General features: G+C 53.1%; 12 protein-coding genes. 9 read left to right on the top strand and 3 right to left on the bottom strand.

Annotated features, from left to right (window positions below; translation table 11 throughout):
- Positions 1-15: 15 nt before the first annotated feature.
- From C5523_RS18370 to C5523_RS18330, 9 genes are all read left to right on the top strand, one after another.
- A complete protein-coding gene (locus C5523_RS18370; protein WP_108701735.1) occupies positions 16-3675 on the top strand; it encodes a DNA translocase FtsK 4TM domain-containing protein in 3660 nt (1219 codons plus the stop codon).
- Positions 3676-3794: 119 nt separating this feature from the next.
- Positions 3795-4406: an outer membrane lipoprotein chaperone LolA gene (gene lolA, locus C5523_RS18365; RefSeq protein ID WP_108701734.1), complete on the top strand. Its 612-nt coding sequence runs from the start codon at positions 3795-3797 to the stop codon at positions 4404-4406.
- A gap of 9 nt (positions 4407-4415) precedes the next feature.
- Entirely contained in the window at positions 4416-5759 is a 1344-nt protein-coding gene (gene rarA, locus C5523_RS18360) for a replication-associated recombination protein RarA (RefSeq protein WP_039078534.1), read from the top strand.
- A 93-nt stretch (positions 5760-5852) separates the two neighbouring features.
- Positions 5853-7145, top strand: coding sequence for a serine--tRNA ligase (gene serS / locus C5523_RS18355; protein WP_039078535.1), 1293 nt, complete (start codon positions 5853-5855; stop codon positions 7143-7145).
- Positions 7146-7338: 193 nt separating this feature from the next.
- Positions 7339-9783 carry a dimethylsulfoxide reductase subunit A gene (dmsA, locus tag C5523_RS18350; protein ID WP_108701733.1) on the top strand — a complete coding sequence of 815 codons (2445 nt, stop codon included), beginning with the start codon at positions 7339-7341 and terminating at the stop codon, positions 9781-9783.
- Between the two features lie 10 nt (positions 9784-9793).
- A complete protein-coding gene (locus tag C5523_RS18345) occupies positions 9794-10411 on the top strand; it encodes a DMSO/selenate family reductase complex B subunit (RefSeq protein WP_079498341.1) in 618 nt (205 codons plus the stop codon).
- Between the two features lies 1 nt (position 10412).
- Positions 10413-11276: a dimethyl sulfoxide reductase anchor subunit family protein gene (locus tag C5523_RS18340; protein WP_108701732.1), complete on the top strand. Its 864-nt coding sequence runs from the start codon at positions 10413-10415 to the stop codon at positions 11274-11276.
- A 277-nt stretch (positions 11277-11553) separates the two neighbouring features.
- Complete coding sequence (locus C5523_RS18335) at positions 11554-12702, top strand: MFS transporter (protein ID WP_039078539.1); 1149 nt, start codon at positions 11554-11556, stop codon at positions 12700-12702.
- A 134-nt stretch (positions 12703-12836) separates the two neighbouring features.
- Positions 12837-13325 (top strand): anti-virulence regulator CigR family protein, encoded by a 489-nt coding sequence (locus C5523_RS18330; RefSeq protein WP_108702357.1) that lies wholly within the window; start codon positions 12837-12839, stop codon positions 13323-13325.
- Positions 13326-13357: 32 nt separating this feature from the next.
- On the opposite strand, the gene pflA is transcribed toward C5523_RS18330, so the two are convergent.
- The 3 genes from pflA to focA all read right to left on the bottom strand — a co-directional run bounded on the left by pflA (position 13358) and on the right by focA (position 17620).
- Positions 13358-14098: a pyruvate formate lyase 1-activating protein gene (pflA, locus tag C5523_RS18325; protein ID WP_039078540.1), complete on the bottom strand. Its 741-nt coding sequence runs from the start codon at positions 14096-14098 to the stop codon at positions 13358-13360.
- A 326-nt stretch (positions 14099-14424) separates the two neighbouring features.
- Positions 14425-16707 (bottom strand): formate C-acetyltransferase, encoded by a 2283-nt coding sequence (gene pflB, locus C5523_RS18320; RefSeq protein ID WP_039078541.1) that lies wholly within the window; start codon positions 16705-16707, stop codon positions 14425-14427.
- A 55-nt stretch (positions 16708-16762) separates the two neighbouring features.
- Positions 16763-17620, bottom strand: coding sequence for a formate transporter FocA (focA, locus tag C5523_RS18315; protein ID WP_039078542.1), 858 nt, complete (start codon positions 17618-17620; stop codon positions 16763-16765).
- Between the last annotated feature and the right edge of the window lie 117 nt (positions 17621-17737).

Genomic DNA, 17737 nt, shown 5'->3' with positions numbered 1-17737 from the left:
GCTGGAGAGCCTTACTTGAGCCAGGAATACACAGAAGACAAAGAAGTCACACTAACCAAGCTAAGCAGCGGGCGTCGACTCCTTGAGGCGTTGCTGATCCTTGTTTCTCTGTTTGCCGTCTGGTTAATGGCGGCCCTCATTAGTTTTAATCCTTCCGATCCCAGTTGGTCGCAAACTGCGTGGCATGAACCCATACATAATCTGGGTGGCGCGCCGGGAGCGTGGCTTGCGGATACATTATTCTTCATTTTCGGTGTAATGGCTTACACCCTGCCGGTGATTATCATCGGTGGTTGCTGGTTTGCTTATCGACATCGTGCCAATGAAGACTTTATCGATTATTTCGCCGTTTCATTACGTCTTATTGGCGCGCTGGCGCTGATCCTGACCTCTTGCGGTCTGGCGGCTATCAACGCTGACGATATCTGGTATTTCGCCTCTGGCGGCGTCATCGGTAGTTTGCTGAGCACAACGTTGCAACCGTTGCTGCATAGCAGCGGGGGCACCATCGCCTTATTGTGTGTCTGGGCAGCCGGGCTCACGCTGTTTACCGGCTGGTCCTGGGTGACCATTGCTGAAAAACTCGGTGGCATTATCCTCGGTATTCTCACCTTCGCCAGTAATCGCACGCGCCGTGACGATACCTGGGTTGATGAAGAGGAATATGAAGAAGAGGAGTACGACGACGAGCCCGCAGCCCCGCGCGAATCGCGTCGTGCCCGTATTCTGCGTGGAGCACTGGCGCGCCGTAAACGCGTCGCGGAGAAATTCGCCAACCCACTTGGCCGTAAAACCGACGCAGCATTGTTCTCCGGAAAACGGATGGATGATGATGAAGAGGAGATTGTCTACAGTGCCCGCGGTGTCGCAGCAGATGCTGATGATGTCCTGTTTTCTGGCCATAGAGCCACACAACCGGATATCGACGCTTACGATCCGCTGTTAAGCGGGCAACGCGCAACCGAACCTGTTTCAGCCGCCGCTGCAGCCATGACAGCGGCACAAGCGTATGCTGCGCCAGCCAGCCCGGTGGTCCAGCCCCCGGTGGAAACGCCGCCGTGGCAGCCAGCTTCTGGCGACTATGCGGCGCAATATGAGCCAGAGCCAGAGCAGGTTCCGCTTTCGCATTACGCCGCGCCTGCACAGAATAATGAGTGGCAGCCGGAAGCGCCGCCTGTTGCACCACAGCCGCAAGCATATCAGGCGTGGCAAGAGCCTCAATACGAAGAGCCCGCGCCAGCGCCGGAGATTGAGCCGGAAGTGGTAGAAGAGGTGAAGCAGACGCGCCCGCCACTTTACTATTTTGAAGAGGTTGAAGCCCAGCGAGCACGTGAGCGTGAACAGCTTGCCGCCTGGTATCAGCCCATCCCGGAGCCGGTACAAGAACCGACGCGTCCGGTCGCGCCAGCAATGCCTTCTGTTCCTACTGCGCCGACAACGCCTGTTGAACCCAGCGTTGTGCCGACAGTCGCGCCTGTTGCTGCAGGCGCGAAAGATGTCGCTGCGACAGCGGCAGTGGCTACTGCGCCGGTGTTTAGTCTTGCCGAGGGCGGTGCTGCTCGTCCGCAGGTGAAAGAGGGCATTGGACCACAACTGCCGCGCCCGAACCGTGTCCGCGTGCCTACACGTCGTGAACTGGCTTCCTATGGCATCAAACTGCCCTCGCAGCGCATGGCAGAAGAGCGCGCGCGTGAAGCCGGGCGCCAACAAAATGGTGCGCTGGATGATGACGATGCCGACATGCTGCAACAACATGAGTTGGCGCAACAGTTCGCGACCAGTCAGCAGAACCGCTATGGCGAGGAGTATCAGCACGATACGACAGCCCCCATTCTTGATGACAATGAGGCCGAAGAGGCTGAACTGGCGCGTCAGTTTGCCGCCACCCAGCAGCAGCGCTATTCCGGTGAACAGCCGACAGGGGCTCATGCCTTTTCAGCTGATGATTTTGCATTCTCGCCGTTTAAAGCGCTGGTGGATGATGGCCCTGGCGAGCCATTGTTTACGCCTGGCGTGATGCCAGAAGCTGAACCGCCAACGCAGCAGCCTGCTGTCAATTATACTGCTCAGCCTTCCGCGCCTGTCCATGCGCAACCTGCAGCGGCCAGACCACAAGCACCTGCGCCTCAGGAAAGCCTGATTCATCCGCTGTTGATGCGTAACGGCGACAGCCGGCCGTTGCCAAAACCGACGACACTACTGCCTTCGCTGGATTTGCTGACGCCACCGCCGGCTGAGGTTGAGCCGGTTGATACTTTCGCGCTGGAGCAAATGGCCCGTCTGGTGGAGGCGCGCCTGGCCGATTTCCGTATTAAAGCTGACGTGGTGAACTACTCTCCGGGTCCGGTGATTACACGTTTTGAACTGAACCTGGCGCCGGGCGTGAAAGCGGCACGAATTTCTAACCTGTCGCGTGACCTGGCGCGTTCCCTGTCGACCGCAGCGGTTCGTGTTGTAGAAGTGATTCCGGGTAAACCTTATGTTGGTCTGGAGTTACCGAACAAAAAGCGTCAGACCGTCTATCTGCGCGAAGTGCTGGACTGCGCGAAATTCCGCGAAAGCCCGTCGCCTTTGACTGTCGTGTTGGGCAACGATATCGGTGGCGAGCCGGTGATTGCTGATTTGGCCAAAATGCCCCATCTGTTAGTTGCGGGGACCACGGGTTCTGGTAAATCCGTTGGGGTTAACGCCATGATCCTCAGCATGCTCTACAAAGCGCAGCCGGAAGACGTGAAATTCATCATGATCGACCCGAAAATGCTGGAACTTTCCGTGTACGAAGGTATCCCGCATTTGCTGACAGAAGTGGTCACCGACATGAAAGACGCCGCCAACGCATTGCGCTGGAGCGTTAATGAGATGGAACGTCGGTACAAACTGATGTCGGCGCTTGGTGTGCGTAACCTCGCGGGTTACAACGACAAAATCGCCGAAGCGGCGAAAATGGGCCGTCCAATTCCGGATCCATACTGGAAACCGGGTGACAGCATGGTGATTGAGCATCCGGTGCTGGAAAAACTGCCGTACATCGTCGTGCTGGTCGATGAATTTGCCGACCTGATGATGACCGTGGGTAAAAAGGTGGAAGAGCTGATTGCCCGCCTGGCGCAGAAAGCGCGTGCTGCGGGTATTCACCTGGTGCTGGCGACGCAGCGTCCTTCTGTTGACGTTATCACCGGTCTGATTAAAGCCAACATCCCGACCCGTATTGCTTTTACCGTGTCGAGCAAAATCGACTCCCGTACCATCCTTGACCAGGGCGGTGCAGAATCGCTGCTGGGGATGGGGGATATGCTTTACTCAGGGCCAAACTCGACCATGCCGGTGCGTGTTCATGGTGCGTTTGTGCGTGACCAGGAAGTGCATGCCGTGGTGCAGGACTGGAAAGCGCGCGGCCGTCCGCAATACGTTGATGGTATTACCTCTGATAGCGAAAGCGAAGGGGGCGGCGGCGGTGCTTTTGACGGCGGTGAAGAGTTGGATCCGTTATTCGACCAGGCGGTTAATTTCGTCACCGAAAAACGCAAGGCTTCTATCTCTGGCGTACAGCGTCAGTTCCGTATCGGTTATAACCGCGCGGCGCGTATCATTGAGCAGATGGAAGCGCAGGGCATCGTCAGCGAGCAGGGGCACAATGGTAACCGTGAGGTGTTAGCGCCTCCGCCGTTCGAGTGATTGCAAAGATCGGTAAAGCCGTAAAAATTCAGTCTTTTCTTCTGTCACTTGTGGCAATGAGCTTTTAGAGTGACAGAAGTGTTCTCCCGTACCGGGAGCGACGTTTTTGAGGAAAAACAATGAAAAAAATCGCGATAACCTGTGCGTTAATTGGCAGCTTTATGGTGAGCAGCGTGTGGGCGGATGCTTCCAGCGATCTGAAAAGCCGTCTCGACAAAGTGAGCAGTTTCCATGCGAGCTTTACCCAAAAAGTGACGGACGGAAGCGGTGCGGCGGTACAGGAAGGTCAGGGCGATTTGTGGGTCAAGCGTCCAAATCTGTTCAACTGGCATATGACGCAACCCGATGAGAGTGTCCTTGTTTCCGATGGGAAAACATTGTGGTTCTACAACCCCTTTGTTGAGCAGGCTACGGCAACCTGGCTGAAAGATGCTACCAGCAACACACCGTTTATGCTGATTGCGCGTAACCAGAGTAGCGACTGGCAGCAGTACAATATTCAGCAGAACGGCGATAATTTTGTCCTGACACCAAAAAGCAGCAATGGCAACCTCAAGCAGTTCACGATCAACGTTGGCAGTGATGGTACCATTCACCAGTTCAGCGCGATTGAGCAGGATGACCAGAAAAGTAACTACCAGCTAAAAGCCCAGCAAAATGGCACGGTAGATGCTGCTAAGTTTACCTTTACTCCACCAAAAGGCGTAACGGTCGACGATCAACGTAAGTAAGAGGCATGCGTGAGCAATCTGTCGCTCGATTTTTCCGACAATGCGTTTCAACCTCTGGCCGCGCGTATGCGGCCAGAAAATTTGGCGCAATATATAGGTCAGCAACATTTGCTGGCTCCGGGTAAACCCCTGCCTCGGGCGATTGAAGCCGGTCATCTGCATTCGATGATTTTGTGGGGACCGCCCGGAACGGGAAAAACGACGCTGGCAGAGGTGATTGCCCGCTATGCCAGTGCCGATGTTGAACGCATTTCTGCGGTCACGTCGGGCGTGAAAGAGATTCGTGAAGCTATTGAGCGAGCCCGGCAAAATCGCAATGCGGGGCGTCGCACGATCCTGTTTGTTGATGAAGTCCATCGCTTTAACAAAAGCCAGCAGGATGCCTTTTTACCCCATATTGAAGACGGTACGATCACTTTCATTGGTGCTACCACCGAAAATCCCTCTTTCGAACTCAATTCCGCTTTGCTCTCTCGTGCGCGCGTCTATCTGCTGAAATCTTTGACGACAGCGGATATTGAACAGGTATTAACGCAAGCGATGGAAGATAAGGCGCGGGGCTATGGCGGTCAGGATATTTCTCTGCCGGATGAGACCCGTCGCGCGATTGCTGAGCTGGTCAACGGCGATGCGCGCCGGGCGCTTAATACGCTGGAAATGATGGCCGACATGGCTGAGCTGGATGACTCCGGTAAGCGCGTCCTGCAACCCTCGCTTCTGACGGAGATTGCCGGTGAGCGCAGTGCGCGTTTTGATAACAAAGGCGACCGTTTCTACGATTTGATCTCAGCGCTGCATAAGTCGGTGCGCGGTAGTGCGCCAGATGCGGCGTTGTACTGGTATGCACGTATTATCAGCGCCGGGGGCGATCCCTTGTACGTGGCGCGCCGCTGTCTGGCGATTGCGTCTGAAGATGTTGGTAACGCCGATCCGCGCGCGATGCAGGTGGCTATTTCGGCCTGGGATTGTTTCACCCGCGTTGGGCCTGCGGAGGGTGAACGGGCCATTGCGCAGGCGATTGTTTATCTGGCCTGTGCCCCGAAAAGTAATGCGGTTTATACCGCCTTCAAAGCCGCACTGGCTGATGCGCGCGAACGTCCGGATTACGACGTTCCCGTCCATTTACGTAATGCGCCAACCAAACTGATGAAAGAGATGGGTTATGGTCAGGAGTATCGCTATGCTCATGACGAACCCAATGCCTATGCGGCTGGCGAGTCTTATTTCCCCGAAGAGTTAGCACAAACACGCTATTATCATCCGACAAACAGAGGCCTTGAAGGCAAGATTGGCGAAAAGCTCGCCTGGCTCGCTGAACAGGATCATAAAAGCCCCACAAAACGCTATCGCTGAGAGTGGCGTTGCGGTAATGTTGTCGGTGTATCTCTGTGGCCGCAGGCTGCGGTCACTTTCTCATTTTTTCAATTCGATAAGCACAGGATAAGCATGCTCGATCCCAATCTGCTGCGTACCGAGCCAGACGCAGTCGCAGAAAAACTGGCACGCCGGGGCTTTAAGCTGGATGTAGATAAATTGCGCGCTCTTGAAGAGCGTCGCAAAGTTTTGCAGGTAAACACCGAAAACCTGCAGGCAGAGCGTAACTCGCGATCGAAATCCATCGGCCAGGCGAAAGCGCGCGGGGAAGACATTGAGCCATTACGCCTGGAAGTGAACAAACTGGGTGAACAACTGGACGCGGCGAAAGCCGAGCTGGAAACGCTGCTGGCGGAAATCCGTGATATCGCCCTGGCAATCCCCAACATTCCGGATGACAGCGTTCCGGTTGGTAAAGATGAAAACGACAACGTTGAAGTGAAACGCTGGGGTACGCCGCGTCAGTTCGACTTTGAAATTCGTGACCATGTCTCGCTCGGCGAAATGCACGCGGGGCTGGATTTTGCTGCAGCGGTTAAACTGACCGGCTCCCGTTTTGTGGTGATGAAAGGTCAAATCGCTCACCTGCATCGTGCACTGGCGCAGTTTATGCTCGACCTGCATACCGAGCAGCACGGCTATAGCGAGACCTATGTTCCATATCTGGTTAACCAGGATACGCTGTACGGTACGGGGCAATTGCCGAAGTTCGCGGGCGATCTGTTCCACACGCGTCCGCTGGAGGAAGAAGCTGACAGCAGTAACTATGCGCTGATTCCGACCGCAGAAGTGCCGCTGACTAACCTTGTTCGCGATGAAATCATCGACGAAGACGACTTGCCGATTAAGCTGACGGCGCATTCACCATGCTTCCGTTCAGAAGCCGGTTCTTATGGTCGTGATACGCGCGGTCTGATCCGTATGCACCAGTTCGACAAAGTCGAGATGGTACAGATTGTTCGTCCGGAAGACTCTATGGCCGCACTCGAAGAGATGACCGGTCACGCGGAAAAAGTGCTGGAGCTGCTCGGCCTGCCGTACCGTCGTGTTGCACTCTGCACGGGTGACATGGGTTTTGGTGCCTGCAAAACATTCGACCTGGAAGTGTGGGTACCGGCGCAAAATACCTATCGCGAAATCTCCTCCTGCTCCAACGTCTGGGACTTCCAGGCGCGCCGTATGCAGGCTCGTTGCCGTAGCAAATCCGATAAAAAAACACGCCTGGTACATACCCTGAACGGGTCCGGTCTGGCGGTCGGTCGTACGCTGGTTGCGGTGCTGGAAAACTATCAGCAAGCCGACGGTCGGATTGAGATCCCGGAAGTCTTGCGTCCTTATATGCGTGGGCTTGAGTATATCGGCTAGCACTCCCGTCTTATAAAAAGCGCCTGCGGGCGCTTTTTTTTGGCCACCTTGATTTCCGACAATAACCTTACTTTTAATAAGGTTAATATTCACTTTGCCGAATCAGAATAAATCACTGAAAAGTTGAGATTTCGTTATATAGAAAATTATATATCGGACTCGCATTTTAATTTTGTAAGCAAAGTGAGTACATATGAAAACTAAGACCCCCGATACACTACTCGGTGTGGAGGTGAGTCGACGTGGGCTGATGAGAACAACCGCTATTGGCGGGCTCGCGGCGGCAGGAAGCGCCTTCACTTTACCTTTTTCCCGACTCGTCAGCGCCGCTGACGCCATTTCTCCACCTTCCACCAGTGAAAAAGTTGTCTGGAGTGCCTGTACGGTCAACTGCGGTAGCCGATGCCCGCTGCGCATGCATGTCGTGGATGGCGAGATTAAATACGTCGAAACTGACAATACCGGCGATGATAACTACGATGGATTGCATCAGGTTCGCGCCTGCCTTCGTGGCCGCTCAATGCGCCGTCGTGTCTACAACCCCGATCGTCTGAAATATCCGATGAAGCGCGTTGGCAAACGCGGTGAAGGTAAATTCGAGCGAATCAGTTGGGAAGAAGCATACGACACAATCGCGCAGAATATGACGCGTCTTATTAAAGACTACGGTAACGAATCCATCTATCTGAATTATGGTACCGGTACGCTGGGCGGCACAATGACGCGTTCGTGGCCACCGGGAAAAACGTTGGTGGCACGCCTGATGAACTGTTGTGGCGGTTACCTTAACCATTATGGCGACTACTCCTCGGCACAAATTGCCGCGGGGCTTAATTACACTTACGGTGGCTGGGCGGCGGGTAACAGTCCGTCAGATATCGAAAACAGCAAACTGGTCGTGCTATTTGGTAACAACCCTGGCGAAACGCGTATGAGCGGTGGTGGGGTGACCTATTATCTTGAACAGGCGAGGGCAAAATCGAATGCCCGAATGATTATCGTCGATCCGCGTTATACCGATACCGGCGCAGGGCGTGAAGATGAGTGGATCCCCATTCGTCCCGGTACAGACGCCGCACTGGTAAATGGCATTGCATGGGTGCTGATTACGGAAAACCTTGTTGATCAGCCATTCCTCGATAAGTACTGCGTTGGTTACGACGAAAAAACGTTGCCAGCCAGTGCACCTGCCAATGGTCATTACAAAGCCTATATTCTTGGGCAGGGGAAAGACGGTGTGGCCAAAACGCCTGAGTGGGCGTCGACAATTACCGGTGTGCCTGCTGAGCGTATTGTGAAGCTGGCACGAGAAATCGGTAGCACCAAACCCGCGTTTATCAGCCAGGGATGGGGGCCACAGCGCCATGCCAACGGTGAGATTGCGACCCGTGCAATTTCAATGCTGGCTATCCTGACAGGCAATGTCGGGATCCACGGCGGCAACACAGGGGCGCGCGAGGGGTCTTACGCCCTGCCATTCGAACGAATGCCGACGCTGGACAACCCGGTACAAACCAGTATTTCCATGTTCTTATGGACGGATGCCATTGAGCGAGGGCCTGAGATGACGGCGCTGCGTGATGGTGTGCGCGGCAAAGAGAAGCTGGACGTGCCGATTAAGATGATCTGGAACTATGCTGGTAACTGCCTCATCAACCAGCATTCAGATATCAACCGTACGCATAACATCCTGCAGGATGATAAAAAATGCGAGCTGATTGTGGTGATTGATTGCCATATGACGTCATCAGCAAAATATGCCGATATTTTGCTGCCAGATTGCACGGCGTCAGAGCAGATGGACTTCGCGCTTGATGCCTCCTGCGGCAATATGTCTTACGTCATTTTTAATGATCAGGTCATCAAGCCGCGTTTCGAGTGTAAAACCATCTACGACATGATGTCCGGGCTGGCAAAACGTCTTGGCGTTGAGCAGCAGTTTACCGAAGGTCGCACGCAGGAAGAGTGGATACGTCACCTGCACGCGCTTTCACGCAAAGCGATCCCGGATTTGCCGGATTTTGACACCTTCCGTCAGCAGGGAATGTTCAAACAGCGCGATCCGGATGGGCACTACGTCGCCTATAAAGGGTTCCGCGACGATCCACAGGGCAACCCGCTGACCACACCGTCAGGTAAGATCGAGATCTATTCAGAAGCGCTGGCAACGATCGCGGCAACCTGGGAATTACCGGAAGGTGATGTTATCGACCCGCTGCCGATTTATACCCCTGGGTTTGAGAGTTACAACGATCCGCTGAACAAAACATTCCCCTTACAGCTTACTGGTTTCCACTATAAGTCCCGTACGCACTCAACCTATGGCAACGTTGAGGTATTGAAAGCGGCCTGTCGACAGGAGATGTGGATCAACCCGCTTGATGCGCGCAAACGTGGGATAAGCAACGGTGATCGCGTACGCATTTTTAACGATCGTGGCGAAGTTCATATTGAAGCGAAGGTGACACCGCGCATGATGCCGGGCGTCGTCGCGTTGAGTGAAGGCGCCTGGTATGCGCCGGATGCGAAAGGCATAGACCAGGCGGGTAGTATCAACGTCCTGACGACTCAGCGTCCTTCACCGTTGGCGAAGGGTAACCCATCGCACACTAACCTTGTTCAGGTCGAGAAGGCGTAAGGAGTAAAAGATGGCTACGCAATATGGATTTTATATCGACTCCGCACGCTGCACCGGCTGCAAAACCTGTGAGCTTGCGTGTAAGGATTACAAGAACTTAACCCCGGATGTCAGCTTCCGCCGCATTTACGAATACGCGGGGGGAGACTGGCAAGAGGATAACGGTGTCTGGCACCAGAACGTTTTCGCCTATTACCTCTCCATCGCCTGTAACCACTGCGAGGATCCGGCCTGTACCAAAGTCTGCCCCAGCGGGGCGATGCACAAACGCGAAGATGGCTTTGTGGTGGTGGACGAAGATATCTGCATCGGCTGTCGTTACTGCCATATGGCCTGCCCGTACGGCGCGCCGCAGTTCAACGCCGAAAAAGGCCATATGACCAAATGCGACGGCTGCTACAGTCGTGTCGCCGAGGGGCATAAGCCGATTTGCGTGGAATCCTGCCCGCTGCGTGCGCTGGACTTCGGTCCCATTGAAGAGCTGCGTAAAAAATACGGTGAACTGGCGGCTGTCGCCCCGCTCCCGGCGTCGCACTTCACGAAGCCGTGCATCGTGATTAAACCTAACGCCAACAGCCGCCCGACAGGGGATACCACCGGCTATCTGGCAAACCCGCGGGAGGTGTGAGATGGGTAACGGATGGCATGAATGGCCGCTGATGATCTTCACTGTCCTTGGCCAGTGTGTGGTGGGTGGCTTCATTGTACTGGCTGTGGCGCTCCTGAAAGGAGATGCTCACTCCGGGACGCAGCAACGTATTGTCCGCGTGATGTTCGGTCTGTGGGTGCTGATGGGTATTGGTTTTATTGCATCAATGCTGCACCTTGGTACGCCAATGCGGGCGCTGAACTCCCTTAACCGGGTCGGCTCCTCAGCGTTAAGCAATGAAATTGCCTCAGGATCGCTGTTTTTTGCTGTTGGTGGTATCGGTTGGCTGCTGGCTATGGCAGGAAAGTTGTCGCAGGGTTTGCGCCAGCTGTGGCTCATTGTGACGGCAGTACTGGGCGTGGTGTTTGTCTGGATGATGGTGCGCGTATACAACACCATTGATACGGTACCGACCTGGTACACGCTCTGGACGCCGCTCAGTTTCTTCCTGACGCTATTCATTGGCGGCCCGCTACTTGGCTATTTGTTGCTGCGCATAGTGGGCGTTGAAGGCTGGGCAATGCGACTGCTGCCAGTGATTACTTTGCTTGCACTGGTTGCCAGTATGGTTGTCGTGCTGATACAGGGAAGTGAACTTGCGTCTGTTCATAGCTCCGTCCAGCAGGCGTCTGCGCTGGTACCGGATTACGGGGCGTTAATGGCATGGCGCGTCGTTGCGCTGGTCCTGGCTGTAGTATGCTGGGTGGCACCGCAACTGAAAGGCCACTACCCGGCGGTCCCGTTACTGAGCCTGGCATTTGTCCTGGTGCTGGTGGGGGAAATGATTGGTCGTGGTGTATTTTACGGCCTGCACATGACCGTGGGTATGGCGGTGGCAGGGTAACGTTGTAACAGCCGGGGCGGAAGTCCCGGCTTTTCAGGGCTGTTTTCACAAGAAATCATCATGAATTTTTTCAACTGAACCCTGTCGATGCCATTCTGATATAAGCCAGTCTAATCAATCACGTAATGAAACTTTTAACCCTACGGAAACTTCGCTGGATTAGTTTTATATATCGTCCTGGCGTAAAACGTACCGATGGATAAAAGTGGTAGATTGACAATGTTTTTGCCAGTGGCATGATGCGCACGAATCTTGAACTTCCTCACGGTTTTTACCCATGCCCACTTATACTCGCCCAGTGCTTTTGTTGCTCTGTGGCTTGCTGCTGTTGACGCTGGCGATTGCAGTGCTGAACACGCTCGTCCCGCTTTGGCTCGCCCATGAAAACATGCCTACCTGGCAGGTTGGTATGGTCGGTTCATCCTATTTTACCGGCAACTTATTGGGGACACTGCTGACCGGGCGTGTGATCCAGCGGCTTGGGTTTAACCGCAGTTATTACATTGCATCCATCATCTTTGCGGTTGGTTGCGCAGGGCTGGGGCTGAATGTGGGTTTCTGGAGCTGGCTTAGCTGGCGTTTCGTCGCGGGTATCGGTTGCGCAATGATTTGGGTTGTGGTGGAAAGCGCATTGATGTGCAGCGGAACATCCCGTAATCGCGGGCGCTTACTGGCGGCCTATATGATGGTCTATTACGTGGGCACGGTGCTGGGGCAGTTGATGGTGAGCAAACTGTCCACTGAACTGATGCATGTGCTGCCCTGGGCGGTGGGGTTAATACTGGCGGGGATTTTACCGTTACTCTTCACGCGCATTATGGAGCAGCGCGATGAATCTCACGGTACTACGGCAATCTGGCCTATGCTTCGCCTGCGTCAGGCGCGGCTTGGCGTTAATGGCTGCATTATTTCCGGGATCATTCTGGGCTCCTTGTATGGGCTGATGCCGCTTTATCTGAACCATAAGGGCATCAGTGATGCGGGTATTGGGTTCTGGATGGCGTTAATGGTGAGCTCCGGTATCATTGGGCAATGGCCAATTGGCCGCCTGGCAGATCGTTTTGGACGACTGCTGGTGCTGCGTGTTCAGGTCTTTGTTGTGATCCTTGGTTGTTTCGCAATGCTCAGCAACGCGGCGATGGCCCCGGCGTTGTTTGTATTGGGGACTGCCGGTTTCACACTCTATCCGGTGGCGATGGCGTGGGCCTGCGAAAAAGTCGAATACCATCAACTGGTGGCGATGAACCAGGCTTTGCTGTTGAGCTATACCGTTGGCAGCCTCTCAGGACCAACGCTGACCGCAATGCTGATGCAGAGCTATTCCGACAGTCTGCTGTTTATCATGATTGCCAGCGTGTCCTTTATCTATCTGCTAATGCTGATGCGTAAAGCTGGTCAGCATCCAACGCCAGTGGCGCATGCCTGATTTTAAGCCTGCATACGCAGGCTTTTTCTCTTTACAGACGAAAATTCTCCATTATGGGAGTTCTCCCTATTGTGACCCGTTGAATATCTCAGATATTCTGCGCCTGGACTCACTTTAAGAAGGCCTCCATCATGATGTCTTTACGTCGTTTCAATACTGCCGCATTGGCTGTCTTTCTCGCGTGTTCCCTTGTATCCATACCTGCTATGGCTAATCCCGGTAATGGGAATGGTAATGGCGGAGGGCAGGGCAATAGCGGCAACCATGGTAATTCCGGCTCACATGGTGATAACGGAAATCATTCGGCAAATAATCAACACAAATCCGCTAAACAAAAAGACGGTAATGATGTTTCAGTGAATGTCAGCTACGACCGTGCGCGTACGCTGGCTGTGAATTATGGCTTGACGGGCTATGACTCTTTGCCGCCGGGAATCGCAAAAAACGTTGCGCGCGGTAAAGCACTACCGCCAGGTATTGCGAAGAAAACGATGCCTGCGTCTATGCTGGGGCAGTTACCATCCTATCCGGGATATGAATGGCGAATTATAGGCGACGACTTAGTTTTGGTGGCGCTGAGTACTGCCGTTGTGACGGCAATTATTAATGGTGTATTCAAATAAAATAATAACGCCCGGGAAACCGGGCGTTTTAATTAATACATTACTTTGTGACCATACTGTTCCAGGATGCCTTTCACGCGCTCCATGGTCTCTTTCTTCGGCGGATGAACGCCATCCAGTTTGTACTCTTCACCCATCGCTACCCATTTGTGTTTACCCAGCTCATGGTAAGGCAGCAGTTCGATTTTCTCGACATTGCCCATATCGCGGGTAAATTCACCGAGGCGATGCGCGGAGTCGTCATCGTCAGACCAGCCCGGTACAACAACGTAGCGGATCCAGACCTTAATGTTTTTATTCGCCAGGTATTTCGCGAATTCCAGCGTACGGTGATTAGAAACGCCCACCAGATCCTGATGAATTTCATCATTCATCTGTTTGAGATCGAGCATCACCAGGTCAGTCACTTCCAGCAGCTCATCAATCACCGGATCGTAACGGCGAACAAAGCCATTAGTATCAAGACAGGTATGAATGCCCTCTTTTTTGCAGGCGCGGAACCAGTCGCGGACAAACTCTGCCTGCAAAATGGCTTCTCCGCCAGAGGCAGTCACGCCGCCGCCGGACGCATTCATAAAGTGACGATAGGTCACCACGTCTTTCATCAGATCTTCGACGGTGATTTCTTTGCCGCCATGGGTGTCCCAGGTATCGCGGTTATGGCAATACAGGCAACGCATCAGGCAGCCCTGGAAGAAGGTGATAAAGCGGATACCCGGGCCATCAACGGTGCCACAGGATTCAAAGGAGTGGATGCGACCAATAACTGACATTGCGGTGTTTTCTCCAGATGTGGCCCATCCGGGGCCTGTATTGATGCACAGCTCACCGGCTGTGTTTAAGTCTATTTTGGCTGATATCCATCGTTTTGGCATAGATATCTGGCAAAGCAGACTGGAGAGGGTGTTAAAAAGGCCCCACTTGTGTGGAGCCTTTATTGTACGCTTTTTAAATCGCGATTTCAGTCACTACCCGTCGTCTTTCAGGCTGCATATTTGTTGGCTTCGTTTACTCACCCGAATCACTTACGTGAGTAAGCTCATCGGGATTCGCGCACTTGCCGCTTTGATGCAACCCGAAATCCATCGGGTTACACCAATTACATGGTCTGAGTGAAAGTACGGGTAATAACGTCCTGCTGCTGTTCTTTAGTCAGGGAGTTAAAACGTACTGCGTAGCCAGATACACGGATGGTCAGCTGCGGATATTTTTCCGGATGTTCCATCGCATCGAGCAGCATTTCGCGGTTCATTACGTTCACGTTCAGGTGCTGACCACCTTCGATGGACGCTTCATGGTGGAAGTAACCATCCATCAGGCCTGCCAGGTTAGTCTTACGAACTTCGTCGTCTTTGCCCAGTGCGTTCGGAACGATAGAGAAGGTGTAAGAGATACCATCTTTAGCGTAGGCAAACGGCAGTTTAGCAACGGAAGTCAGAGAAGCAACAGCACCTTTCTGGTCACGACCGTGCATCGGGTTAGCACCTGGTCCGAACGGCGCACCTGCACGACGACCGTCTGGGGTGTTACCGGTTTTCTTACCATACACAACGTTAGATGTGATGGTCAGAACAGACTGTGTCGGGATGGCGTTACGGTAAGTAGTCAGTTTCTGAATTTTCTTCATGAAACGTTCTACCAGGTCAACAGCCAGGTCATCTACACGCGCATCGTTGTTACCAAACTGCGGGTATTCGCCTTCGATTTCGAAGTCAACAGCCAGACCGTCTTCGTCACGAATCGGTTTAACTTTCGCATATTTGATAGCAGACAGGGAGTCAGCCGCAACGGACAGACCTGCGATACCACACGCCATGGTGCGAATAACGTCACGGTCATGCAGCGCCATCAGGGAGGCTTCGTAACTGTATTTGTCATGCATATAGTGGATGACGTTCAGCGCGGTGACATACTGTTTAGCCAGCCAGTCCATGAAGTGATCCATACGATCCATCACTTCAGCGAAGTTCAGCACATCGCCTTTGATCGGCTCAGATTTCGGACCAACCTGCATTTTCAGTTTTTCATCAACGCCGCCGTTGATGGCATACAGCATGGTTTTCGCGAGGTTAGCACGCGCACCGAAGAACTGCATTTGTTTACCAACGACCATCGGGCTTACGCAGCAAGCGATAGCATAGTCATCGTTGTTGAAGTCAGGACGCATCAGATCATCGTTCTCATACTGCAGAGAAGAGGTATCGATGGAGACTTTTGCAGCAAATTTCTTGAAGTTCAGTGGCAGTTTTTCAGACCACAGAATAGTGATGTTCGGCTCCGGAGACGGCCCCATGGTGTACAGGGTGTTCAGGAAACGGAAGCTGTTTTTGGTAACCAGAGTACGGCCATCAACGCCCATACCACCGATAGATTCAGTTGCCCAAATCGGGTCACCGGAGAACAGTTCATCATACTCAGGGGTACGCAGGAAGCGGACCATACGCAGTTTCATGACCAGGTGGTCAACCATTTCCTGCGCTTCTTGTTCGGTGATTTTGCCTGCTTTCAGGTCGCGTTCGATGAACACGTCCAGGAAGGTAGCGGTACGACCGAAGGACATTGCTGCGCCGTTCTGGGATTTAACAGCAGCCAGGTAGCCGAAGTAAGTCCACTGGATAGCTTCCTGAGCGGTAGTAGCCGGACCAGAGATATCGCAACCGTATTTAGCGGCCATCTCTTTGATCTGACCCAGAGCACGGTGCTGTTCAGCGATTTCTTCACGCAGACGGATAGTCGCTTCCAGGTTTACGCCGTTTTCCATGTCAGACTGCAGAGACAGGAACTGAGCGTATTTGTCTTTCATCAGGAAGTCGATACCGTACAGCGCAACGCGACGGTAGTCACCGATGATACGGCCACGGCCATAGGCATCCGGCAGACCGGTCAGCACGCCAGATTTACGGCAATTCAGGATGTCTTTGGTGTAAACGTCAAAAACGCCCTGGTTATGAGTTTTGCGGTATTCAGTGAAGATTTTTTTCAGGGCCGGGTCCAGCTCGCGGTTGTACGCTTTGCAGGAACCTTCAACCATTTTGATACCACCGAACGGGATAATCGCACGTTTCAGCGGTGCTTCAGTCTGCAGACCAACGATTTTCTCAAGCGCTTTGTTGATGTAGCCAGCGTCGTGAGAGGTGATGGTAGAAGCAACGGAGGTGTCGAAGTCAACAGGCGCGTGAGTGCGGTTTTCCTGTTTAACGCCTTCCATTACTTTGTCCCACAGCGTGGTGGTCGCATCAGTTGCGCCAGCCAGGAAGGACTCGTCACCCTCGTAAGGGGTATAGTTTTTCTGGATAAAGTCGCGTACGTTGACTTCTTTCTGCCAGTCACCTTTCGCAAAACCTTCCCAGGCTGTGGCTAACTTTTCATTAAGCTCGGACATGTAACACCTACCTTCTTAAGTGGATTTTTTATTTACTGCCTGAAACAAGCATCAATTAATGATGATTATCGCCACGCAGGTAAATGACCCAGTATGTCAACCCAACTAACAATCCTCCACCAATGATATTCCCAATTGTTACCGGAATCAGATTATCGGTGATGAAATTTGCAATAGTCAGGTGAGAAAAACTTTCCGGGCTGGAGCCGATAGCGGTCCAGAACTCCGGGCTCGCAAAGTGACGGATTACGATACCCATCGGAATCATAAACATGTTTGCGATACTGTGCTCAAAACCGCTGGCAACAAACATGGCCACCGGCAGCACCATAATCAACGCTTTATCGGTCAGACTGCGACCTGAGTAGCTCATCCATACGGCCAGACAGACCATCAGGTTCGCCAGAATACCCAGTGCGACAGCTTCAATAAAGGTATGGTGCAGTTTGTGGTCGGCTGTTTGCAGGACATTCAGGCCCCAGCCGCCATTTGCTACCATATACTCCCCGGATAACCACATCAGCAGCACGAACAACAATGCGCCAATCAGGTTACCGATATAGACGTTTACCCAGTTACGAGCCAATTGGCCCCAGGTGATACGCCCACTGGCTTTCGCCACCACGATCAACACCGTTGATGTGAAAAGGTCTGCGCCGCAGATGACGCAAAGAATTAACCCTAATGAGAAGCATATCCCACCAACCAGTTTAGCCATGCCGTACGGCATTGATGCTGTCCCTGTGGTGGCAGTAATATAAAAAACAAACGCGATGGAGATAAAGACACCTGCTGTAATCGCCAAAAAGAACGTTGTCAGCGGTTTCTTAGTTGCTTTGTAGACACCTGCTTCTTCGGCAACTTTGGCCATCGCAGCTGGAAGTATTAGATCAAAAGGGTTGTCAGCTTTCACACTAACTCTCTCTTTATTTAAGTCGGCGACGAGATACTAACAAAGCATTATAGAAGAGAATTTGATATGGATCATATCTCGCCTGGCTTATAGGACTGCAAAGTGCATGGTTTTTCA

It is taken from the genome of Phytobacter sp. SCO41, assembly GCF_003073275.1.
Lineage (GTDB): Bacteria > Pseudomonadota > Gammaproteobacteria > Enterobacterales > Enterobacteriaceae > Phytobacter > Phytobacter diazotrophicus.
Note: the sequence above shows the minus strand (reverse complement) of the source record. Positions and strands in the feature narration are given on the sequence as shown.

Bases quoted from the DNA above. Each gene is read 5' to 3' on its own strand.
- lolA (WP_108701734.1), top strand. From the start codon at position 3,795: ATGAAAAAAATCGCGATAACCTGTGCGTTAATTGGCAGCTTTATGGTG.
- serS (WP_039078535.1), top strand. From the start codon at position 5,853: ATGCTCGATCCCAATCTGCTGCGTACCGAGCCAGACGCAGTCGCAGAA.
- dmsA (WP_108701733.1), top strand. From the start codon at position 7,339: ATGAAAACTAAGACCCCCGATACACTACTCGGTGTGGAGGTGAGTCGA.
- C5523_RS18345 (WP_079498341.1), top strand. From the start codon at position 9,794: ATGGCTACGCAATATGGATTTTATATCGACTCCGCACGCTGCACCGGC.
- C5523_RS18340 (WP_108701732.1), top strand. From the start codon at position 10,413: ATGGGTAACGGATGGCATGAATGGCCGCTGATGATCTTCACTGTCCTT.
- C5523_RS18335 (WP_039078539.1), top strand. From the start codon at position 11,554: ATGCCCACTTATACTCGCCCAGTGCTTTTGTTGCTCTGTGGCTTGCTG.
- C5523_RS18330 (WP_108702357.1), top strand. From the start codon at position 12,837: ATGTCTTTACGTCGTTTCAATACTGCCGCATTGGCTGTCTTTCTCGCG.
- pflA (WP_039078540.1), bottom strand. From the start codon at position 14,098: ATGTCAGTTATTGGTCGCATCCACTCCTTTGAATCCTGTGGCACCGTT.
- pflB (WP_039078541.1), bottom strand. From the start codon at position 16,707: ATGTCCGAGCTTAATGAAAAGTTAGCCACAGCCTGGGAAGGTTTTGCG.